Source organism: Streptomyces sp. NPDC051636, from assembly GCF_044453765.1.
In the GTDB taxonomy this organism is placed as follows: Bacteria; Actinomycetota; Actinomycetes; order Streptomycetales; family Streptomycetaceae; genus Streptomyces.
Map to the genome: position 1 here is coordinate 28,376 of NZ_JBITDA010000007.1, position 20,196 is coordinate 48,571.

17 protein-coding genes and 2 pseudogenes are annotated in these 20,196 nt (G+C 72.5%); 13 read left to right on the forward strand and 6 right to left on the reverse strand.

Translation table 11 applies throughout. The annotated features are described in order from the left end of the window. Window positions 1–23: 23 nt before the first annotated feature. Entirely contained in the window at window positions 24–653 is a 630-nt protein-coding gene (locus ACIBBH_RS15160) for a TetR/AcrR family transcriptional regulator (RefSeq protein ID WP_399404694.1), read from the reverse strand. A 108-nt stretch (window positions 654–761) separates the two neighbouring features. On the opposite strand from ACIBBH_RS15160, the gene ACIBBH_RS15165 reads away from it, so the two are divergent. The 3 genes from ACIBBH_RS15165 (at window position 762) to ACIBBH_RS15175 (ending at window position 3,475) form a co-directional block, all read left to right on the forward strand. Beyond that, the gene (locus ACIBBH_RS15165) at window positions 762–1,394 is read left to right on the forward strand and encodes an alpha-ketoglutarate-dependent dioxygenase AlkB (protein WP_399404695.1); all 633 of its coding nucleotides are present in this window, start codon (window positions 762–764) and stop codon (window positions 1,392–1,394) included. Between the two features lie 83 nt (window positions 1,395–1,477). Beyond that, window positions 1,478–2,224, forward strand: a complete 747-nt coding sequence (locus ACIBBH_RS15170; RefSeq protein ID WP_399404696.1) for an MBL fold metallo-hydrolase — start codon at window positions 1,478–1,480, stop codon at window positions 2,222–2,224. An 18-nt stretch (window positions 2,225–2,242) separates the two neighbouring features. After that, the gene (locus ACIBBH_RS15175; protein WP_399404697.1) at window positions 2,243–3,475 is read left to right on the forward strand and encodes a DUF4032 domain-containing protein; all 1,233 of its coding nucleotides are present in this window, start codon (window positions 2,243–2,245) and stop codon (window positions 3,473–3,475) included. A gap of 6 nt (window positions 3,476–3,481) precedes the next feature. Here the strand turns inward: ACIBBH_RS15175 and ACIBBH_RS15180 are convergent, their stop codons facing one another. Further along, the gene (locus ACIBBH_RS15180; RefSeq protein ID WP_399404698.1) at window positions 3,482–4,345 is read right to left on the reverse strand and encodes a universal stress protein; all 864 of its coding nucleotides are present in this window, start codon (window positions 4,343–4,345) and stop codon (window positions 3,482–3,484) included. Between the two features lie 58 nt (window positions 4,346–4,403). Here ACIBBH_RS15180 and ACIBBH_RS15185 point away from each other — a divergent pair, with 58 nt between their 5' ends. The 4 genes from ACIBBH_RS15185 to ACIBBH_RS15200 all read left to right on the forward strand — a co-directional run bounded on the left by ACIBBH_RS15185 (window position 4,404) and on the right by ACIBBH_RS15200 (window position 8,385). Further along, window positions 4,404–4,757 carry a VOC family protein gene (locus tag ACIBBH_RS15185; RefSeq protein WP_399404699.1) on the forward strand — a complete coding sequence of 118 codons (354 nt, stop codon included), beginning with the start codon at window positions 4,404–4,406 and terminating at the stop codon, window positions 4,755–4,757. Window positions 4,758–4,916: 159 nt separating this feature from the next. Beyond that, entirely contained in the window at window positions 4,917–6,593 is a 1,677-nt protein-coding gene (locus ACIBBH_RS15190) for an FAD-dependent oxidoreductase (protein ID WP_399404700.1), read from the forward strand. Between the two features lie 11 nt (window positions 6,594–6,604). Then, a complete protein-coding gene (locus ACIBBH_RS15195) occupies window positions 6,605–8,038 on the forward strand; it encodes an ATP-binding protein (RefSeq protein WP_399405101.1) in 1,434 nt (477 codons plus the stop codon). Beyond that, window positions 8,035–8,385 carry a UBP-type zinc finger domain-containing protein gene (locus ACIBBH_RS15200; RefSeq protein WP_399404701.1) on the forward strand — a complete coding sequence of 117 codons (351 nt, stop codon included), beginning with the start codon at window positions 8,035–8,037 and terminating at the stop codon, window positions 8,383–8,385. The genes ACIBBH_RS15195 and ACIBBH_RS15200 overlap by 4 nt, the downstream gene beginning before the upstream one ends. Window positions 8,386–8,392: 7 nt before the next feature. Here ACIBBH_RS15200 and ACIBBH_RS15205 read toward each other — a convergent pair whose 3' ends face one another. From ACIBBH_RS15205 to ACIBBH_RS15220, 4 genes and pseudogenes are all read right to left on the reverse strand, one after another. Beyond that, the gene (locus ACIBBH_RS15205) at window positions 8,393–9,622 is read right to left on the reverse strand and encodes an SGNH/GDSL hydrolase family protein (protein WP_399405103.1); all 1,230 of its coding nucleotides are present in this window, start codon (window positions 9,620–9,622) and stop codon (window positions 8,393–8,395) included. Next, window positions 9,619–10,404: pseudogene (locus tag ACIBBH_RS15210) on the reverse strand (glycosyl hydrolase family 95 catalytic domain-containing protein); the annotation flags it as partial. The gene ACIBBH_RS15205 and the pseudogene ACIBBH_RS15210, both read right to left, overlap by 4 nt. A 7-nt stretch (window positions 10,405–10,411) precedes the next feature. Continuing rightward, a pseudogene (locus ACIBBH_RS15215) lies at window positions 10,412–10,767 on the reverse strand (sugar kinase); the annotation flags it as partial. 139 nt (window positions 10,768–10,906) lie between these two features. Further along, window positions 10,907–12,688 (reverse strand): M4 family metallopeptidase, encoded by a 1,782-nt coding sequence (locus tag ACIBBH_RS15220; protein ID WP_399404702.1) that lies wholly within the window; start codon window positions 12,686–12,688, stop codon window positions 10,907–10,909. A 311-nt stretch (window positions 12,689–12,999) separates the two neighbouring features. Between ACIBBH_RS15220 and ACIBBH_RS15225 the strand changes: the two genes are divergently transcribed. The 6 genes from ACIBBH_RS15225 to ACIBBH_RS15250 all read left to right on the forward strand — a co-directional run bounded on the left by ACIBBH_RS15225 (window position 13,000) and on the right by ACIBBH_RS15250 (window position 20,163). Then, window positions 13,000–14,220, forward strand: coding sequence for a serine hydrolase domain-containing protein (locus tag ACIBBH_RS15225; RefSeq protein ID WP_399404703.1), 1,221 nt, complete (start codon window positions 13,000–13,002; stop codon window positions 14,218–14,220). 171 nt (window positions 14,221–14,391) lie between these two features. Beyond that, window positions 14,392–15,069, forward strand: a complete 678-nt coding sequence (locus tag ACIBBH_RS15230; protein ID WP_399404704.1) for an AIM24 family protein — start codon at window positions 14,392–14,394, stop codon at window positions 15,067–15,069. A 158-nt stretch (window positions 15,070–15,227) separates the two neighbouring features. Then, window positions 15,228–16,268 (forward strand): tetratricopeptide repeat protein, encoded by a 1,041-nt coding sequence (locus tag ACIBBH_RS15235; protein WP_399404705.1) that lies wholly within the window; start codon window positions 15,228–15,230, stop codon window positions 16,266–16,268. Beyond that, a complete protein-coding gene (locus ACIBBH_RS15240) occupies window positions 16,265–17,302 on the forward strand; it encodes a polyprenyl synthetase family protein (protein ID WP_399404706.1) in 1,038 nt (345 codons plus the stop codon). Before ACIBBH_RS15235 ends, ACIBBH_RS15240 begins: the two co-directional genes overlap by 4 nt. An 84-nt stretch (window positions 17,303–17,386) precedes the next feature. Then, window positions 17,387–18,346 carry a threonine/serine dehydratase gene (locus ACIBBH_RS15245; RefSeq protein ID WP_399404707.1) on the forward strand — a complete coding sequence of 320 codons (960 nt, stop codon included), beginning with the start codon at window positions 17,387–17,389 and terminating at the stop codon, window positions 18,344–18,346. Between the two features lie 203 nt (window positions 18,347–18,549). After that, window positions 18,550–20,163, forward strand: coding sequence for a serine/threonine protein kinase (locus ACIBBH_RS15250; RefSeq protein WP_399404708.1), 1,614 nt, complete (start codon window positions 18,550–18,552; stop codon window positions 20,161–20,163). Window positions 20,164–20,196 lie beyond the last annotated feature (33 nt).

Below are 20,196 nucleotides of genomic sequence, written 5' to 3' on the forward strand. Positions count from 1 at the left end.
CGACTGTGTCCTTCCTCAGCGACTCATGCGGGAGTGCGGCTGCCGTCGGTCAGCAGCGCGGTGAGCAGCTGCTTGAGCCAGGCGCGAGCGGTCTCGACGTCCTTGTCCAGCAGCAGTTGGGTGGTGACGCCGTCGTAGGCGGCGACCACGGCGTGCGCGGCGCCCTCGGCGTCGCCGAGTACGGCGGGCAGTTCGGTGTCGCCCCGGGCCCGGGAGAGCCGGTCGGCGATCGCCCGGCGCAGGCGGGCCCGGTGGTCGCGGAGGGCGTGGGCGACGTCCGGGTCGCGGGCGGCGTGCACCAGGAAGTCCGTCTTCACCAGCAGCCAGTCCACGTCGAGCAGGAGTACCTCGGTGACCCGGTCCACGGAGGCGGGCACGTCGAGGGCGGGCCCGTCGAGGGCGAGCGCGTCGGTCACCTGCCCGGCGATGAGGTCGGCCCGTTCCCGGTAGAGGGCGAAGAACAGCTCGTCCAGGGTGGCGAAGTTGGAGTAGAAGGCGCCCCGGCTGAATCCGGCGGCCTCGCAGACCTCCTCGATCGAGACCCGGCCGAAGCCCTTGGCGGCGAACACGGTGAACGCGGCGTCGAGCAGCTTGGCCCGGGTGCGCACCCGGCGCCTGGTGACGCGCCTGGCAGCCATCTCCTCCGTCGCCATCTCGGCCTCCGTTCGATACGTGAATGTATCCGATACACAGGTGTATCGAAAGAGCCGGACAAGATCCATAAATGGAACACGCATTCGATTCAGAGGTACGCTGACCGCATGGCCACGCACCACCTCCAGGGCTCCCTCTTCGACCAGACCGACGAGCCGAGGCTCGGCCCCCTCGACGCCCTGCGCCGCACCGCACTGGGCTCCGGCGCCTGGATCGACGTGCTGCCCGGCTGGCTGAGCGGCGCCGACGCGCTGTTCGAACAGCTGGCGACCGAGGTGCCGTGGCGCGCGGAGCGCCGCAAGATGTACGACAACGTCGTGGCCGTACCGCGCCTGCTCGCCTTCTACGACGCGGACGACCCGCTGCCGCACCCGGTGCTCGCCGAGGCCCGCGACACCCTCTCCCGGCACTACGCCGACGAACTGGGCGAGCCGTTCACCACCGCCGGGCTGTGCTTCTACCGCGACGGCCGCGACAGCGTGGCCTGGCACGGCGACCGGATCGGGCGGGGCGCCCGCGCGGACACGATGGTCGCCATCCTCTCCGTCGGCGCGCCCCGCGACCTGCTGCTGCGTCCGGCGCACGGAGGCGGCGGGACCATCCGGCGGCCACTGGGCCACGGCGACCTGATCGTCATGGGCGGCTCCTGCCAGCGGACCTGGGAGCACTGCGTACCGAAGACCACCCGGGCCACGGGACCGCGCATCAGCATCCAGTTCCGCCCGCACGGCGTGGGCTGACGCGCGCGCCCGGTCGGCGCGGGCGGACGTCACGTCTGGTTTGCTGTCCCCGTCACACGGCACGTCCGAGATGCGGAGAGATCATGCGGGCAGACGTACGGCAGGTCGCCGACGGCACCTACCTGGTGCACGGGAGCAACACCAACTGGGTGATCCTCAAGGACGGCGACGCGCTGACGCTGGTGGACACCGGCTACCCCGGGGACCGGCTGCAGGTCCTCGACTCCCTCACGGCGGTGGGTGGCGCCCCGGAGGCGGTCGCGGCCGTGCTGATCACCCACGCGCACAACGACCACCTCGGCTCGGCCGAGTTCCTGCGCGCCGCCCACGGCACGCCGGTCTACCTCCACGAGGCCGAAGTCCCGCACGCGCGCCGGGAGTTCCTGCAGCAGGTGTCCGTCGGTGAGGTGCTGCGCAACGCCTGGCGGCCGGGTGTCCTGCCGTGGATGGTGCACGCGCTGCGCTCCGGCGGCACCGAGCAGCATCCCGTCACCGCGCCGGAGGCGTTCCCGGCCGACGGCCCCCTCGACCTGCCGGGCCGTCCCGTCCCCGTGCACACCCCCGGCCACACGGACGGGCACTGCGTCTTCCACCTGCCCGACGCCGGGATCGTCATCTCCGGCGACGCCCTGGTCAGCGGTCACCCCACCGCGCGCGTCGAGGGACCGCAGCTGCTGCCCGACATGTTCCACCACGAGCGGGCCCGCGCGGTGTCCTCTCTGGAGCTGATCGAGGGGCTCGACGGCGACACCCTGCTGCCCGGTCACGGGCCGGTCCACCACGGTCCGGTACGGGAGGCCGCCCAGCAGGCTCGGGAACGCGCCCGGTAGAGCCTTAAGGTTCGTGCCATGGCATTGCAGATCAGCGCCACCAACCCGGAGCACCCCGCGCTCCTGCTCGAACTCCCCTGGGACGTGCCCCTGGAGGAGTGGCCCGAGGAGTACCTCGTCCCGCTCCCCCGGGGCATCTCCCGGCACGTCGTGCGCTACGCCCGCGCCGGCGACGAGGTGATCGCCGTCAAGGAACTCGCGGAGCGGCCCGCGCTGCGCGAGTACGAGCTGCTGCGCGATCTGGACCGGCTCGGCATCCCCGCGGTGGACCCCCTCGCCGTGGTCACCGGGCGCACCGACAGCGCGGGCGCCCCGCTGGAGCCGGTGCTGGTCACGCGGCACCTGGGCGGCTCGATGCCGTACCGCTCGATGTTCGAGACGACCATGCGCCCGGCCACCATGCACCGCCTGATGGACGCGGCGGTGCTGCTGGTCCGCCTGCACCTGGCCGGGTTCGCCTGGGGCGACTGCTCGCTGTCCAACACGCTGTTCCGGCGGGACGCGGGCGCCTACGCCGCCTACCTGGTGGACGCCGAGACCGGCGACCTGCACCCGCAGCTGAGCCCCGGCCAGCGGGAGTACGACCTCGACCTCGCCCGCGTGAACATCAGCGGCGAGCTGCTGGACCTGGAGGCGTCCGGGGCGCTGCACCCGTCAGTGGACGCGATCGCGTTCGGTCACGAGATATGCACCCGCTACAACAGCCTGTGGCAGGAGCTGACCCGCACCTCCGTGTATCCGGCCGGCGAGTACCACTACATGGAGCGCCGGATACGCCGGCTCAACGAGCTCGGCTTCGACGTGGCCGAGATGCAGATCGAGCACTCCCCCACCGGCGACACGGTCACCTTCGTGCCGAAGGTCGTCGACGCCGGCCACCACCAGCGCCAGCTGCTGCGCCTGACCGGCCTGGACGCCGAGGAGAACCAGGCCCGGCGGCTGCTGAACGACCTGGAGAGCTGGATGGCCACCCAGGACGACTACGCGCCCGGCGACCCTCTCGCGGCGCGCCCCGAGGTGCTGGCCCACCGCTGGGTGCGGGACGTGTTCCGGCCCACCGTGCGCGCGGTGCCGCGCGAGCTGCGCGGGTCCATGGACCCGGCGGAGATCTACCACGAGCTGTTGGAACACCGCTGGTACCTGTCCGAGCGGGCCCAGCACGACATCGGCCTGGACACGGCGGTGGCGGACTACATCGAGAACGTCCTGCCCAAGGCCCGCGAGACGCTGGAGCCGACGACGCCCCGGTAGCCCGGCTCAGTCGTGGGGGACCACGGCCACCGGGCACTCCGCGTGGTGCAGCACCCCGTGCGCCACCGAGCCGATGCGGGCGCCGACCGCCGTCAGGTGCGCGCGGCGCCCGACGACCACCAGCTGGGCGCGCGCGGCCACCGACAGCAGCACCTGCCCGGCGCTCCCCATCTCCACCTGCTCGGCCACGGGCACGTCCGGGAACCGCTCCCGCCACGGCTTCAGCGCCTCGGCCAGCGCCTTCCGCTCGTACGGCTCCAGGCCCCCGGCGTCGTCCAGGAGCTTCAGCGAGGCGGGGCTGTAGGCGAAGACGGGCGGCAGGTTCCAGGCCCGTACGGCCCGGACGGTGGCGCCGCGGGCCGCCGCCGTCTCGAAGGCGAACCGCAGGGCGGCGGCGCTGTCCTCCGGGCCGCCGTGCTGGCCCACGACGACGTCCCGGCCGGCCACCTCGGCCGCGGGCCGGTCCCCGGCGCGCACCAGCACCACGGGCCGCGTGGCCTCGGCGATCACCTGCTGTCCGACGGAGCCCAGCAGGAACCCGACGACCGCGCCGTGCCCGCGCGAGCCCAGCGCCAGCAGCTCGGCGTCGGCAGCGGCGGCGACCAGCGACTCGACCGTGCCGCCCTCGACGACGTCGGTGGTCACCGTCAGCTCCGGATGCCGTTCGGCGAGGGCCCGCCCGGACTTGGTCACCGCACCGGTCACCCACTGGCGCTGCGTGTCCCGGTCGGCCCCCTCCACCGCCTCGTACCGCCAGGCGTGCAGCACGCGCAGCGGCAGCCCGCGCCGTACGGCCTCGCGGCCGGCCCACTCCAGAGCGGCGAGACTCTCCTCGGTGCCGTCGACACCGGCGGTGATCGGGCGTGTCATGTGCGGGCCTCCTCGTGGTTCGACCTTGTGCGGGCCAAGTCTCCACTACCCTGCGGTCATGACCTTGGAGTGGGAGCAGGTGATCATCGACGCGGCCGACCCGGTGGCGCTGGGGCGCTGGTGGGCCGAGGCGCTGGGCTGGGTGGTCGTGAGCGACGCGGCCGACGAGTACGAGATCCGGCCCGCACCCGACCGCCTCCCAGGGCTGCTGTTCGGACTCGTACCCGAGGCGAAGACCCTCAAGAACCGGCTGCACCTCGACTTCCGCCCGGACGACCAGGAGGCCGAGGTCGCCCGACTCCTCGCCCTGGGCGCGCGGCACGCGGACGTGGGGCAGGGCGAGCAGCCGTGGGTGGTGCTGGCGGATCCGGAGGGCAACGAGTTCTGCGTGCTGGGCCCGCGCCGGGGCTGAGGCCGGATGGCCCCCGAGCGGCCCCGCTGTGTGCTCCGAGCGCACCGCCTCGCCCGTCCCCGGGCACGGCGACGCGATCGAACATACGATGGCCGGGAGCCGGCACAGTGACGACGGGGGCAACGGGCCGCCGATCCAGCCGCTCGGGGTGGGAGACGTATGGCACAGGCCGCCGACGCAGCGCGGACCGTCATCCTGACCGTGGACGACGACCCCGGGGTCTCCCGCGCCGTCGCCCGTGATCTCAGACGGCGCTACGGCGAGTCGTACCGGATCGTGCGCGCGGAGTCCGGGGAGTCCGCGCTGGAGGCGCTGCGCGAGCTGAAGCTTCGCGGCGACCTGGTGGCGGTGATCCTGGCCGACTACCGCATGCCGCAGATGAACGGCATCGAGTTCCTGGAGCAGGCGCTGGACGTGTACCCGGGCGCGCGGCGCGTGCTGTTGACGGCGTACGCGGACACCAACGCGGCGATCGACGCGATCAACGTCGTCGACCTCGACCACTACCTGCTCAAACCGTGGGACCCGCCGGAGGAGAAGCTCTATCCGGTCCTGGACGACCTGCTTCAGGCGTGGCGCACCAGTGCGTACAAGCCGGTGCCCAGCACAAAGGTCGTCGGGCACCGCTGGTCGGCGCGTTCCTCGGACGTACGGGAGTTCCTGGCCCGCAACCAGGTGCCCTACCGCTGGTACTCGGTCGAGGAGCCGGAGGGGCGGCGGCTGCTGGCCGCCGCCGGGCAGGACGGGCAGCGGCTGCCACTGGTGATCACGCCGGACGGCACGCCCCTGGTCCAGCCCGAGGCGCCCGAGCTGGCCGCCCGGGTGGGGCTGGCGACGACACCGACGGCCGACTTCTACGACCTCGTCGTCATCGGCGGCGGCCCGGCCGGTCTCGGCGCGGCCGTGTACGGGGCGTCGGAGGGCCTGCGGACCGTACTGGTCGAGCGGTCGGCCACCGGCGGGCAGGCCGGGCAGAGCTCGCGGATCGAGAACTACCTGGGCTTCCCCGACGGCGTCTCGGGCGGACAGCTCACCGAGCGGGCCCGGCGGCAGGCCGCCAAGTTCGGCGCGGAGATCCTCACGGCGCGCGAGGTGACGGGCCTGGAGGTCAACGGGGCCGCGCGCGTCGTACGGTTCGCGGACGGCTCGGCGGTCGCGGCGCACAGCGTGATCCTGGCGACGGGCGTGCAGTACCGGCAACTGGCGGCCCAGGGCTGCGACGACCTGACCGGCTGCGGGGTGTTCTACGGCTCGGCGCTGACGGAAGCCGCCTCCTGCCACGGGCACGACGTGTACATCGTCGGCGGCGCCAACTCGGCGGGCCAGGCGGCGATGTACCTGTCGCGGTGGGCGAAGTCGGTGACCCTGCTGGTGCGCGGGCCGGACCTGTCGGCGTCGATGTCGCACTACCTGATCCAGCAGATCGACGAGGCACCGAACATCTCGGTGCGCTGCCGCACGGTGGTCGACGCCGCGCACGGCGCCGATCACCTCGAGCGGCTGACGCTGCGGCACGCCGAGACGGGGGAGACCGAACAGGTCGACGCGCAGTGGATGTTCGTGTTCATCGGCGCGGCGCCGCTGACCGACTGGCTGGACGGCACGGTGCTGCGCGACGAGCGGGGGTTCATCCTCGCCGGGCCGGACCTCACGCCCGACGGGCGGCCACCGCGGGACTGGGAGCTGGACCGGCCGCCGTACCACCTGGAGACCAGCGTGCCCGGCGTGTTCGTGGCGGGCGACGCCCGCGCCGAGTCCGCCAAGCGGGTCGCGTCCGCCGTCGGAGAGGGAGCCATGGCCGTGATGCTCGTCCACCGGTATCTGGAGCAGTCGTGAGCGGGCAGTCGATGCCGTGCAGCCCGCGCGAGATCGCCTCGCTGTTCCTGTTCGAGAAGCTCTCCCCCGAACAGCTGGGGCGGTTGTGCGGCGCGGGACGGGTCGAGCTGTTCCAGCCCGGCCCGGTGTATGCCGAAGGGGATCCGGCGACCTGCTTCTACGTGATGATCGAGGGCACGGTGGTGCTCTCCCGCCGGGTCGGCGGCGACGACGTGGAGGTCGTCAGGACCTCGCAGCGCGGGGTGTACGCGGGCGCCATGCAGTCCTACCTCGGGGACCGGGTGCGGCAGGTGTACAACAACTCGATGCGGGTGACGGAGCCGACGCGGTTCTTCGTGCTGCCCGCCGACACCTTCGCCGACATCATGCGCGAGTGGTTCCCGATGGCCGTGCACCTGCTGGAAGGGCTGTTCTTCGGTACGAAGAACACGCAGGCCGCGATAGGCCAGCGGGAGCGGCTGCTGGCGCTCGGCTCGCTGTCCGCCGGTCTCACGCACGAGCTCAACAACCCCGCGGCGGCGGCCGTCCGGGCCACGGCGACGCTGCGGGAGCGGGTGGCCAAGATGCGGCACAAGCTCGCCGTCATCGCCGAAGGTCCCTTCTCCCGCGAGACGCTGGCGGAACTGATCGAGATCCAGGAACGCACCGCCGAACGGGTCGCCAAGGCCCCCGTGCTCAGCCCGCTGGAGGCCTCGGACCGGGAGGACGCCCTCGCCGACTGGCTGGACGACCACGGCATCGACCACGGCTGGCAGCTCGCCCCCACCTTCGTGCAGGCCGGGCTCGACATCGACTGGCTGGAGCAGGTCGCGGCGGCCGTGGGCGAGGAGATCCTCCCCGGGGCCGTCGGCTGGCTCAACTACACCGTCGAGACCGAGCTGTTGATGAACGAGATCGACGACTCCACCACCCGCATCTCGCATCTCGTCGACGCCGCAAAGCAGTACTCCCAGCTGGACCGCGCGCCCTACCGGGTCGTCGACGTCCACGAACTCCTCGACAGCACCCTGCTGATGCTGTCGGGCAAGATCGGGCCGCGCATCAAGGTCGTCAAGGAGTACGACCGCACGCTCCCGGACATCCCCGCCTACCCGGCGGAGCTCAACCAGGTGTGGACCAACCTGATCGACAACGCGGTCTCCGCCATCAGGAGCACGGGCGGCGACGGCACGTTGACCGTGCGGACCGCGCTGGACCACGAGCGGGTCCTGGTCGAGTTCCGGGACACCGGGTGCGGCATCGCGCCGGAGATCCGGGGCCGTATCTTCGACCCCTTCTTCACCACCAAGCCGGTGGGTGAGGGCACCGGGCTGGGGCTGGACATCTCCTGGCGGATCGTCGTCAACAAGCACCACGGCACCCTCCAGGTGGAGTCCGTGCCCGGCGACACCCGCTTCCAGGTCCTGCTCCCCCTGACCGCCGAGACGCCCGAGGAGGCAGTATGAGCGGCGAGTCCGTGATCGATCCCGGTGTCCCGCCGAGCGGCACCGGCTGCGTGGAGTGCGACGCGGCCGGCGGCTGGTGGTTCCACCTGCGGCGCTGCGCGAGTTGCGGGCACATCGGCTGCTGCGACGACTCCCCGTCGAAGCACGCCACCGCCCACTACCGGGAGACCGGCCACCCGGTGATCCGCAGCTTCGAGCCGGGCGAGGGCTGGTTCTGGAACTACGACACCAACGAACTGTACGAGTCCGGGCCCGAGCTCGCCCCGCCGGTCAGCCATCCGGCGGACCAGCCGGCGCCGGGCCCGGCGGACCGGGTCCCGGCCGACTGGGCGGACACGCTGCGCTGAGCCCCGGTCATGCAACGTGCCCGCCGCCGGTGCGGGGCGGGCTGTGGCAGTCGAGGCTCCGGAGGTCGACGGCGCCGGCCATCGCCTGCATCCCCTTGTCGTTGGGGTGCAGGTGGTCGCCGCCGTCGAAGAAGGGGTGGATCCTCTCGCGGTCGTAGGGGCTGCGGAGGATGCTGTCGAAGTCGGTGACGGCGTCGAACTCCCCGCTGCTCCTGATGTACTCGTTCACCTCCCGCCGTACGGCCTCCGCCGCCGGGTCCCATTCCGGCCAGCCCTTGAACGGGCCGACGGTCGCGCCGACCATGCACGTGCCGGCCGCGTGCGCCCGGCCGGCGATCTCGCGGTACCCGGTGATCAGGTCCTGGGCGGTGACGCCGGTGTGGGCCTTGATGTCGTTGACGCCCTCGAAGAGGAAGACGGTCCGCGCCCCCGGCTGGGACAGCACGTCTCGCTCCAGCCGGTGGAGAGCGCTTGGTCCGGCGCCGTCCGCGAGGACCTTGTTGCCGGAGATCCCTTCGTTGGCCACGCCCTTCAGCGCGCCGCCGGCCGTGCTCAGCCGCCGGGCGAGGTAGTCGGGCCAGCGGCGGTCGAGGCCGGTGGTGGACTGCCGGCCGTCGGTGATGGAGTCGCCGAGGGCGACGACGGCGCCGGTGGCCGCGTCGGGCGGCCGTACGGAGACGGCGTCGAGGTAGAACCAGGAGCCGGTCGTGCCGGTCCAGTGGGCGGCGCTCTCCTCGCCGGTGTGGTCGCCCCGGGTGACGTACGAGGTCTGCAGGGCCATCCCGTGGCCGGTGGCGGGGCCGGCCGCGTGGGGGCCGTGCAGGCTCACCACCAGGTTGGTCGCGGCGGGCAGGCTGCCGGGCAGCGGGTCGCTCCAGGCCGTGCCGCCCGCCGGTACGGTGACCGTGCGGGCGCCGCCGAAGGTGAGCCGCCGGTTGCTGCCCTGCTTCAGCGCAGCATCCTGGTCCTGGACGCCGGCGTAGACGCTGTCGAGGGTCAGCGGCCGGTCGCCGAAGGCGTTGGAGAGACGGACGCGCAGGCCGCTCCCGGCGGCGCTGGTGTGCACGACCAGCCGGTAGGAGCGGTCGGCCACGCCGTCGCCGAGGCGGTCGGCGCTCGCCGCCCAGGTGACGACGTCGTGCGGGGTGCCGGACGCCCGGGCGGGGGCCGGCTGGCAGGCGAGGGTGGTCAGCAGGACGGTGGCGAGGCGGCAGGCCCGCGCGATGCGGCCGGTCACCGGGCGAGGTCCTTCAGCGTGACGGACTCGCCGGGCCGCAGGGTGACCGTCCGGGACGTGCCGCCGTACACCACCGTGGTCGTACGGCCCCCGACACCGCGGATCCGCGCCTCGGTCGGCTTTCCGTCCTTCCACCGCAGGTAGACGACGAAGCCGCCGCGCGCCCCCGCCCCGGTGAGCGAACCGGACGCCGCCCGGGTGTCCGGGAGGGCCGGCAGCGGCTCCAGACGGCCGGGAGGGGAGTACAGCAGCATCTCGGTCATCGCGGCCGGAGTGCCGAGGTCGGCATCGATCTGGAAGATGCCGCGGCCCTGTTCCACCTGGTAGATGTCGAACAGGTTCGGCGCCGTGCCGTTGCTGCCGTCGATCGAGGCGCGCAGGTTGGTGGCGACCAGCCGGTAGGCCTGGTCGGCGTTCTTCAGCCGGGCCCAGCACAGGGCGCGCCAGGCGTTGGCCCAGCCGAAGCCGTCCATGCCGCGGGCGGTGAGCAGGGCGGTGGCGCCGTCCACGATGCCGGAGGGGGTGGAGCCGTCGGGGCGGACCCGGTCGCCGGGGAACAGGCCGGCCAGTGTGGACAGGTGCCGGTGGGCGGTCTCGCCGAGGTTGTCGGGGGACATCCACTCCTCCAGCCAGCCGGTCTTCGGGCTGACCTGCGGCAGGTAGAGCCGCTCGCGCAGGCCGCCTGTGGTGTCGGCGTATCCGGTATCCTTCCCCAACTCGGCGGCTCCCGTACGGTAGTTGCCGAACAGAGACCACACCAGCTCCTGGACGTAGGTGATGCCCGACCGCCCGGTCCGTCAGCGAAACGCGCCGGGCGAGGCGGATCCGGCAGCAGAGGTCGGTCAGCACGCCGATGACCGCGTCGCCGGCACCTTGACGCCGATGAACAGCGCCCGTCCGCCGTCGACGCGGACCAGGTTCGCGGGCCGCCCGAGGGCGGCGCGAGGCTCGTCGTCGGCGTCTTCCACCAGGTACCCGGCCGCCAGCTGGGGGCGGACCGCCTTGGTGACGGCGGCCGGTGACAGCCCGGCACGCCGGGCCGCCTCCAGCCGGGTGAGGGGGCCGTGGGACAGCAGCGTGCTGAAGACCTGTGAGACGGCCGGAGTGTGCGCCGGGAACGTCTCGGTGCGGGAGGCCGAGCGCATGGCCGGGAACCCAGGGCCGTTATTTTCCGCTGCCAATAAAAGAAACGGCGGTATTGGAAAAGGCCGTTGACGGCAGCGGACACGCGAGTGCCCCGCGCCGGGGCGCGGGGCACTCGGTTCCGCCGTGGTCCGGCCGCCGTCAGTGGCGGTCGGCCGGCGTGTTGGCGGCGGTGACGTTGACCGCGCCCCACGCCTTGTCCACCGTCTTGTACTCGACGCTGCTCGCGCCGTACAGGTCCTTGGCCGCCTTCAGCGTCGCGACGCGCGCGTCGTGGAAGTCGGTCGTGGAGACCATGTAGCGGGTCAGGGCACGGTAGAAGATCGCCGTGGCCTTGGTGCGGCCGATACCCTTGACCGTGGCGCCGTTGTAGGTCGGCGAGTTGTAGGTGACGCTGCCGATCTTCTTCTTGCCGCTGCCCTCCGCGAGGAGGTAGTAGGCGTGCGAGGAGACACCGGAACCGGCGTGCACCTCGGTGTAGTACGTGTCCGGCGACCAGTAGTCGATCGTGCCCTCGAGCTTGTCGAGCGACGGGTGGTCGAGGCGGCGCAGGAACTTCTGGTCGAGGCCCAGCTTCTCGCCGACCAGGTAGTCCGGCGTGTCCTTCGCGTTGTTGGCGAAGAACTCCACGTTGGAGCCGAAGATGTCCGCGAGCGACTCGTTGAGCGAGCCGGGCTCGCCGTACTGGTTGCCGTCCGAGTCGACGTAGGTCGGCTCGAGCTTGGCGGTCGCGTCCACCACGCCGTGGGTCAGCTCGTGACCGGTGACGTCGAGGACGACGAGCGGCTTCTTGAACATGTCGCCGTCGCCGTCGCCGTACAGCATGCAGTTGCAGGTCGGGTCCCAGAAGGCGTTGGCGACCTTGTCGCCCCAGTGGACCATCGCGCGGGCGGCCTTGCTGTTGTTGGCGATGCCCTTGCGGTTGAAGGTCTTCTTGTAGAAGTCCAGGGTCTTGGTGATGCCGTACTGGGCGTCGGCGGCGGCGCTGGCGCGGCTGGAGGTCTTGCCGTTGCCCCAGACGTTGGTGGTGTTGGTGAACTTCGTGCCCGCTCCGAAGCTCTCCGTGTACTTGCCCTTGGCGTCCCGGGTCTCGGTGCCGTACCGGCTCGGGTCCTTCAGCTGGTAGTGGCCGCGCGAGGTCGCGGTGGTGGTCAGGCCGACGTTGCCCACGAAGAGGGTCTTGCCGGTGCCGTGCGCGGTTGCCGGGTAGTGCGTGGCGCCGGAGACGCCGGAGCCGAGGAGGCCGGCGTCCTCGGAACCGGTGCCGGTGGCCGGGTCGAGCGTCTCGCCCCGCTTGCGCAGGGTGTCGAGCAGCTTCGGCGACAGGAACTCGTCGCTGTCGGGCGTGTTGCTGCGCACCTTGCCGGTGACGGCGTCGACGACGACGGTCCGTGAGCTGCCGCTGTCGGTCACCGTCACCTGGTAGGCGAGGGCGGAGGCGCCGTCCCGGGCGTCCACGACGAGTTCGGCGGTGCCCGCGTCGCCCTTGGCGACGGCGGCGGCCTTCCGCTGGGCCTGCCGAGCGGTCAGCTTGGCCTGCTGCGCGGCGGGCTTCACCGCGTGATCGGCCGCCCGGGTGACACCGGTGTAGGCCAGCTGCCGGGAGAGGTGGACGACGAGATCGCCGCCGAGCACCGGCATTCCCTTGTGGGTCCGGACGAACCGGACATGCCGCGACCCCTCGGGGTCGATCATGACGTCCTGGGCGTGGAGCTCGTCGCCCTGGGAGACGCCGGTCGCCGAAGCATGGGCGATGGCGGCGGTCCGCGCCGCCGCCACAACCGAGTCGGCCGTCGTCGCGGAGGACGACACGCCGTGCTCCGCCCCCGTGGACGGACCCGCGAAAGCCGTTCCCGCCAGGCCCGTAGCAGCCGTCGCCACCGCGATGGCGACCGCCACGCTGCGTATGTGCGGTCTACGCACTATGAAGGGTTCCTTCGTTCGAAGACGGCCGGGGTCACCAACCGCCTTGAGACGTGGCGGCGTTGGTCCCTCGCCACAGGGGCTGGTCGGGCCCCCGACGGAACCCTTACGGACGAGTCATGTCCACGTAAAGCCGGAATGATCGCTTTCGCGGTCTTCTATGACAATCCTTTACGAATGCGCACCGGAGGGTGATGGACGCATGACCAACTGTGTGTCAGCTGTGGAGATGTGACGAGATGCGAGTAGGTTCCATCGCCGGGATGTGACGGATCTCGCACCGCAAATGGTGCAGATGGGAGAGACGGCGGATGGTCTCAGGAACGGTTGGCAAAGGTCTGGTCCTCGGAGCGGTCACCCTGTCGCTCCTCACGGTCCCCGCGCAGGCCGCGCCGCGGGAGGCACACGCGCGGACGGAGGCGGGGCTCCCGGCGCCCGATGCGGCGGGGCTGCGCGCGGTGCTGCGCTCCACCGTCGCCAAGGGCGCGCCCGGCGCCATGGCCCGGATCGACGACCACGGCACCGTGTACAAGGCGGCACAGGGCATCGCCGACCGCGACACCCAGCGGGCCATCAACACCACCGACCACTTCCGCGTCGGCAGCGTCACCAAGACCTTCTCCGCCGTGGTCCTGCTGCAGCTGGCCGACGAGCACAAGCTGACCCTCGACGCGCCTGTCAACCGCTATCTGCCCGGCCTGCTGCCCGACGACCGGATCACGGTGCGGCACGTGCTGAGCCACCGCAGCGGCCTGTACGACTACACCAACGACATGTTCGCCCGGAGCGTGTCCGGCTTCGAGGCCGTGCGCAACAAGGTCTTCACCTACCGCCGGCTGGTCGACCTCTCGCTCAAGAAGCCGCGCACCAACGCGCCCGGTGCGGCCTACTCGTACTCCAACACCAACTTCGTCGTCGCCGGAATGCTCATCGAGAAGCTGACCGGGCACTCCGTACGGACGGAGTACGAGAACCGCATCTTCAAGCCGCTGAAGCTTCGCGACAGCTTCTACGTCCACCCCGACACGCAGATCCCGGGGAGGTACACCCGGGGCTATCTGACCTCCGACACGGCGGGCGCCGCACCGGTCGACGCCACCGAGCAGACGATGTCCTGGGCGCAGAGCGCCGGCGCCATCATCTCCAGCGCGCACGACCTGAACACCTTCTACTCCGCGCTGCTCGGCGGGAAGCTGACCTCGGCCGCGCAACTGGCGGAGATGGAGCGGTGGACGAAGGTCAACAGCACCACAGCATACGGACTCGGGCTGCGCCGCCGCACCCTGTCCTGCGGGGTGTCGGTGTACGGCCACACGGGCGCCGTCCAGGGCTACTACACGTACGCCTTCACCTCCAAGGACGGCCGGCGCAGCCTCACCGCGGTCGCCAACGCCTCCAACAACGCCGACGTGCTCACCGCGATGGCGGGCACCCTGGAGTCGGCGTTCTGCGGCAAGCAGACGAAGGCCCGCCGGGGTGCCGTGGTCGTCGAGCGTCACGAGGACATCGCTCCGGCGGTCGCACGCCACTGAGCCGTCGGCGGCGGCGCCGGCTTCGTGTTCTCCGACCAGCCGGACGCTCGCGGCGTCCGGCCGCGCGGCGACACGCCGACCGGGCGAGCCGTCGCGTCCTGGCCGCACCCAGACGAAAGACCATGCTCCGTGATCTTGGCGGAATGACATCGTCCGGGACACCATGCGCGCATGAAGGGTGATCTCTTTTCCAGTCAGCACGTGGTGCAGCCGGCCGTTGAGCCGGGGATGTCCGTCGAGAACCCCAAGTGCCTCAGGTACACGGTGAACGGCGAGATGTACGCCCGCCAGGGCGCGATGGTCGCCTACCGCGGCGGCCTCCAGTTCGAGCGCAAGGGGCAGGGCGTGGGCGGCATGCTCAAGCGCGCGTTCACCGGTGAGGGCCTGCCGCTCATGGCGGTGCGCGGGCAGGGTGAGGCATGGTTCGCGCACGAGGCGCAGAACTGTTTCGTCGTCGACGTCGAGCCCGGCGACCAGTTCACGGTCAACGGCCGCAACGTACTGTGTTTCGACGCCTCGTTGTCGTACGAGATCAAGACCGTCAAGGGCTCGGGCATCGCGGGAGGCGGCCTGTTCAACAGCGTCTTCACCGGGCAGGGCAAGCTCGGCCTGATGTGCGAGGGCAACCCGCTGGTCATACCGGTCTCGGCGCAGCAGCCGGTGTACGTGGACACTGATGCCGTGGTGGGCTGGACCGCCCGTCTGCAGACCTCGCTGCACCGCTCCCAGTCCATCGGCTCGATGCTGCGCGGCGGTTCCGGCGAGGCCGTGCAGCTGATGCTCCAGGGCGAGGGGTACGTCGTGGTGCGTCCGAGCGAGGTGACGCCGCAGAAGGCGGAGCAGCACTGACGCCCGCTGACGTGATCTGCGCCGCACAGGCAACCCCGTCGGCCGTACCGACGTCTTGATCGACAACAGACCGAGAGCAGCCCTGGCCCCTCGGGCCAGGGCGGATTTTCGACGCACTATACACATCATGTATACACGTCGTGTATAGAAAGGCAGTCATGTACGGCAAGGCATTCGCCCCGGAGTACCAGGGCGCCCTCACCACCCTGTCCGTGAACTCCTCGCTCGCGGACGTACTGGCCGAGGGCACCGAACGCCTGCGGGCGGCCGAGCGCGCCGGACGGCGCGACGAGGCCGCGCGCTGCGGACTCGCCGTCGCCGAGGCGCACCGCCGGCTCGGCCAGGTACGGGACGCCGACCGGGCGTGGAAGGCGAGTTACCGCGCCGCCCGGGAGGCCGGCGACACGGCGGCGATGGCGTGGGCGCTGTGGAGCGGCGGCACCCTCGCGCGGCAGCGCGGCGCGTTCCCGCTGGCCTGGCGGCTGCTGGGGCTGGCGGCCGAACTCGGCGAGCGGGGCGGCGACATCGTCGTCCGGGGCTACTCGCTGGCCGGGCTCGCGGAGACAGGCCGCATCCAGGGCGACTACGAGGCCGTCGGCCGGCTGCACGAGCAGCTGCTCGCCGAGGCCCGTAAGCGCGGCGAGGCCCGGCACACGGTGTGGGCGCTGGAGGGCATCGCGCAGATGCACCGCAACACCGGCTCCTACGACACGGCGTACGCGATGTTCGAGGAGGCCGCTCAGATAGCCGACCGGGCGAACGACCGGCGCGGGCACGCCTGGGCGCTGCGCGGGCTCGCCGACATCGTCTCCGTGCGCGACGGGGACACCGGGCGTGCGCTGGAGCTGCTGTCGGAGGCCGAGGCGACGTGCCGCGCGATGAACCTCTCCAGCGCGCTCGCCTACAACCACAAGATGCGCGGCAACGTCCTCTACCGCGCCGGCCGGTACGCCGAGGCACGCGAGATGTACGAGACCGCGCTCGCGGAGTTCCGCGCGATGAGCGAGCCGCGCGGCGAGGCACTGGCCCGCCTCGGCCTGGCCAAGGCGCTGGCCCGGCTCGGCCGCGACCGGGCCGAGACGGCGGCCGAACTGGCGGACCTGGCCCGCACGGTGCAGCGCGGCGGCCTGCGGCACGTGGGCCGGATGGTGGCCCGCGCGCAGGAGGAGTTCGGCGTCGGGGCGGAGGCCGTACGGTGAACGCGCTTCCCTCGCCGGTGCAGGCACCGCCGTCCGCGCCGGAAGTCCTCGACCGCTGCCGGGAATTGGTGCGGCCCGAGCTCACCGAGGCCGTGGGACGGCTGCATCCGTGGGTGGGTGAGATGGCGGCGTACTCCTTCGGCTGGTGCGAGGTCGGCGGCGCGCCCTCGGTCGCGCCCGGCGGCAAGGGCGTACGACAGGCGCTGGCCGTCCTCGGGGCGGAGGCGGCCGGCGCGTCCGGACGGGCCGGGGTCGCCGGGGCGGTCGCGGTGGAACTGGTGCACGCCTTCTCGCTGCTGCACGACGACATCATGGACGGCGACCCCACCCGGCGCCGCCGCCCCACCGTCTGGAAGGCCTACGGCACCGGGCCCGCGGTGCTCGCGGGCGACGCGCTGTTCGCGCTGGCCGTGGGGACCCTGGCAGCCGCACCGGGCGGCGCGGGCGCCGTACGGCTGCTGTCGGCGGCGCTGGCCGACCTGGTGCGCGGTCAGGCGGACGACCTCCTCTTCGCCGCCCGGCCGTGGACCGGGCCGGAGCGGGTGTCGCCGCGGGAGTACCGGACGATGGCCGAGCACAAGACCGGCGCGCTGCTCGGCTGCGCGGCGGCGCTGGGTGCCGCGCTCGGCGGCGGGCCCCCGGCGACGGTCGCCGCGCTCGACCGGGCCGGGCGTGCCCTGGGGGTCGCGTTCCAGCTGGTGGACGACGTGCTGGGGATCTGGGGCGACCCGGCCGTCACCGGTAAGCCGGTGCACGGTGATCTGCGGGAGCGGAAGAAGACGTTCCCGGTCCTGGCCGCGCTGGCCTCGCCCGCTCCCGGTGCCCGGCGCCTCGCCGCGCTCCTGGACTCCCCGGGGGAGACGGACGCGGCGTCCGCGCTGATCGAGGAGCTCGGCGGCCGTGCCGCGGCACTGACCGAGGCCCGGCGGCACACGGCCGCGGCTCGGGCCGCGCTCGCCGCTGTGCCGCTGGCGACCGGGGCCGCCGAGGAACTGCGGTGCCTGCTGGACCACCTGGTGGTTCGCGACCTGTGAAACCGAGTTGACCTTCACCGGGTCACCGGGTGAGGGTGCGAAGCGGCGCGGTCCGTCGCTTCCCGCGCCGGAAAGGTGACCACGTTGATCGAGCTCTGGGAGATCGAAGCCGCGGCACGGGCCGTCGCCGGGCACGTCGTGCGCACCCCGACCGTGCCGAGCCCGGGCCTTTCCGAGCTGCTCGGCGCCCCGGTCACCGCCAAGCTGGAACTGCTGCAGCGCACCGGCTCGTTCAAGGCACGCGGCGCGACGGCGAAGCTGCTGTCGCTGAGCGAGGCCGAGCGGGCGGCCGGCGTGGTGGCGGTCAGCGGCGGCAATCACGGGGTCGCCCTCGCGGTGATGGCCGCGGCCCTCGACGTGAAGGCGACCGTGGTAATGCCGCGCACGGCGCCCGCGCGCTCCCTGCGGGCGGCGGAGGCGGCGGGCGCGTCGGTGCGCCTGACCGACGGCATGGACAGCGCGTTCCAGCTGGTGACCCGGTTGCGGGACGAGGGGCTCACGCTCGTCCACCCCTTCGACGACCCGGTGGTGATCGCCGGACAGGGCACCGTGGGTCTGGAGCTCGCCGAGGACGCCGACGAGCTCACGGACGTGATCGTCAGCATCGGCGGCGGAGGCCTGATCGCCGGTGTCGCGGCGGCGCTGCGGGCCCGCCGCCCGGGCGTGCGCGTCTGGGGCGTGGAAACGGAGGGCGCCCAGGCCATGTCCGAGGCGCTGGCGGCGGGCGGGCCGGTGCCGGTCGCACTGTCGTCGATCGTGACCACGCTCAGCGCCCCGGCCGTGTGCCGGCTGACGTACGAGCATGTCTCCGCCCTGGTGGAGGAGGTCCTCGTGGTCCCGGACCGGGAGGCGGTACGGGGCTGCCTCGACCTCGCCGACCACGCCAAGGTGTGGGCGGAACCCGCCGCGGGCTGTCTGCTTCCCGCCGCCCGGCGGGTACTGGAGCTGGTCGGCGACGGCGCCCGGCTCGGGCTGGTGGTGTGCGGCGGCAACGTCACGCCCCAGGACATCATGGGGTGGGCGGATCGGTTCGGGCTGGGCTGACTGCGCGGCAGCCCGGTGCCGATGCCTTTACCGTCGGTTACCCCCAGGTCGGGCCCGGGACATCCGCCGCTTCCCCAAGCTCCGGGCGCCGTCCGCCGCTTGAATAAAAGGCAAGAACCGCCTCGGAGTTGCGGATCCTTTGAACGCATCGCGTCGCGCCCCGCGTACCTCTGGGAAAGACGAGGCAGGGGTTGCAGCGAAGGATGACCATGTTCAAGGCGCACGTCTCCGCACAAGAGCTGATCGCGGGCAGGTACCGGCTCCTCGAGGTGGTCGGCCGCGAGACGAACCGCGTCTGCTGGTACGCCGAGGACCTGGAGGCGGAGCGGCCGCGGTTGGTGACCGGGATCGTGCTCCCGGCCGCGCCGGCCGAGGAGACCCCGCGCCGGACCTGCGCGCGCGTCCTGCGCACCTCGGAGGTCATGAGCATGCTCCGCCCCGGGCGGGTGCCGACGGTGATCGACGCGGTCGAGGAGTCCGGCACGCTGTGGACGGTCACGGACGTGATCGGCGGTACGCCGCTGAGCGAACTCCTCACCCAGGAGGGGTCGTTCCACTACGTGCGGGCGGCCCGGATAGGGCTGGAGGTGCTCGACGTGCTGGAAGCCGCGCACGACGAGGGCTTCACGCACGGCGAGCTCAGCCCCGGCCAGGTGTTCGTGCCCGACCGGGGCCCGGTCGTCGTCGCGGGCTTCGGACTGGCGGGCGCGACCCTCGCGCCCCGGGTGACCGCACCGTCGTACGCCTCCCCCGAGCAGGCCCGCGACGAGCGCATCGGCCCGGCCGCCGACCTGTGGGCGCTGGGCGCGATCCTCTACACGATGGTGGAGGGGCGGCCGCCGTTCCGGGACCGGGGCCGGTTCGAGGCCACCCTGAAGGGCGTGGACCGGCTGCCCCAGCGCACCCCGCTGCGCGCCGGTCCGCTGGCGCAGGTCGTGCAGGGCCTGCTGCGCAAGGACTCCCGGGAGCGGCTGACCCGGCCGGTGGTCCGCGAGGCCCTCACCCGGATCCTGAGCGAGGACCCCGACGCGTACCGGCAGGCCGCGCCCGCGCCCCGGCTGCGGAGTGCCTACGCGACGGTTCTGCTCCCCGACGGGGCGTGGAGCAGGCGGACCATGGCCGCCGGGACGGCACTGGCCGTGGTCACGGTCACGGTGGCCGTACTCGCCGCGACGCACCAGTTGCCCGGCACCGGCACCGACACCGCGGCCTCCGCCGGCGCCTCCGTGCCGGGCGACCGCACGGACGGCGGGCAGACCGGGTTCCCGACCGTCCCGGCCACGCCCACCCCCACGCGGTCCGCCGCGCCCTCCGCCCCGCCCCCGCCGTCGGCCACCGCCACCGCCCCGCCGGACGGCTACCACCGTTACACCGCCCCGGAGGGCTTCTCCGTCGCGCTCCCCGACGGCTGGCAGCGACTGCAGACCTCGCGCGTGTCCGACGCCTACCGCGTCACCTTCGGCACGGGGGACGGCTCCCCCACCCTCGCGGTCACCTACAGCGAAGGCGAACGCGTCGGGCCTGACCCGGTCGCCGTCTGGCGGGACGACGTGGAGCCGGATCTGGAGAAGCTGGCGGGCTACCGGCGGATCGGCGCGATCCTGGCGACCACCTACCAGGGCCACAAGGCCGCCGACATGGAATGGATCTCCGGTACCGGGGGCGACGCCGAGCACACCTTCGGCCGCGGCTTACTCCTCGGCGGCCGACGCGGCTTCTCCCTGCGCTTCACCACCCCGGCCGCCGACTGGGAGGACGCCGCGAACCGGGAGGCCCAGAGAACCTTCCTGCGCACGTTCCGGCCGCCGGCGGACTGACGCCGGTCGCCCGTACAGCCCGTTTTCCGTCCG

Excerpts from the sequence above, each read along its gene's own strand:
- ACIBBH_RS15175 (WP_399404697.1), top strand. The coding sequence starts at position 2,243 with ATGGCATTGCAGATCAGCGCCACCAACCCGGAGCACCCCGCGCTCCTG.
- ACIBBH_RS15185 (WP_399404699.1), top strand. The coding sequence starts at position 4,404 with ATGACCTTGGAGTGGGAGCAGGTGATCATCGACGCGGCCGACCCGGTG.
- ACIBBH_RS15230 (WP_399404704.1), top strand. The coding sequence starts at position 14,392 with ATGAAGGGTGATCTCTTTTCCAGTCAGCACGTGGTGCAGCCGGCCGTT.
- ACIBBH_RS15165 (WP_399404695.1), top strand. The coding sequence starts at position 762 with ATGGCCACGCACCACCTCCAGGGCTCCCTCTTCGACCAGACCGACGAG.
- ACIBBH_RS15225 (WP_399404703.1), top strand. The coding sequence starts at position 13,000 with ATGGTCTCAGGAACGGTTGGCAAAGGTCTGGTCCTCGGAGCGGTCACC.
- ACIBBH_RS15200 (WP_399404701.1), top strand. The coding sequence starts at position 8,035 with ATGAGCGGCGAGTCCGTGATCGATCCCGGTGTCCCGCCGAGCGGCACC.
- ACIBBH_RS15160 (WP_399404694.1), bottom strand. The coding sequence starts at position 653 with ATGGCGACGGAGGAGATGGCTGCCAGGCGCGTCACCAGGCGCCGGGTG.
- ACIBBH_RS15235 (WP_399404705.1), top strand. The coding sequence starts at position 15,228 with ATGTACGGCAAGGCATTCGCCCCGGAGTACCAGGGCGCCCTCACCACC.
- ACIBBH_RS15250 (WP_399404708.1), top strand. The coding sequence starts at position 18,550 with ATGACCATGTTCAAGGCGCACGTCTCCGCACAAGAGCTGATCGCGGGC.
- ACIBBH_RS15190 (WP_399404700.1), top strand. The coding sequence starts at position 4,917 with ATGGCACAGGCCGCCGACGCAGCGCGGACCGTCATCCTGACCGTGGAC.
- ACIBBH_RS15170 (WP_399404696.1), top strand. The coding sequence starts at position 1,478 with ATGCGGGCAGACGTACGGCAGGTCGCCGACGGCACCTACCTGGTGCAC.
- ACIBBH_RS15180 (WP_399404698.1), bottom strand. The coding sequence starts at position 4,345 with ATGACACGCCCGATCACCGCCGGTGTCGACGGCACCGAGGAGAGTCTC.
- ACIBBH_RS15195 (WP_399405101.1), top strand. The coding sequence starts at position 6,605 with ATGCCGTGCAGCCCGCGCGAGATCGCCTCGCTGTTCCTGTTCGAGAAG.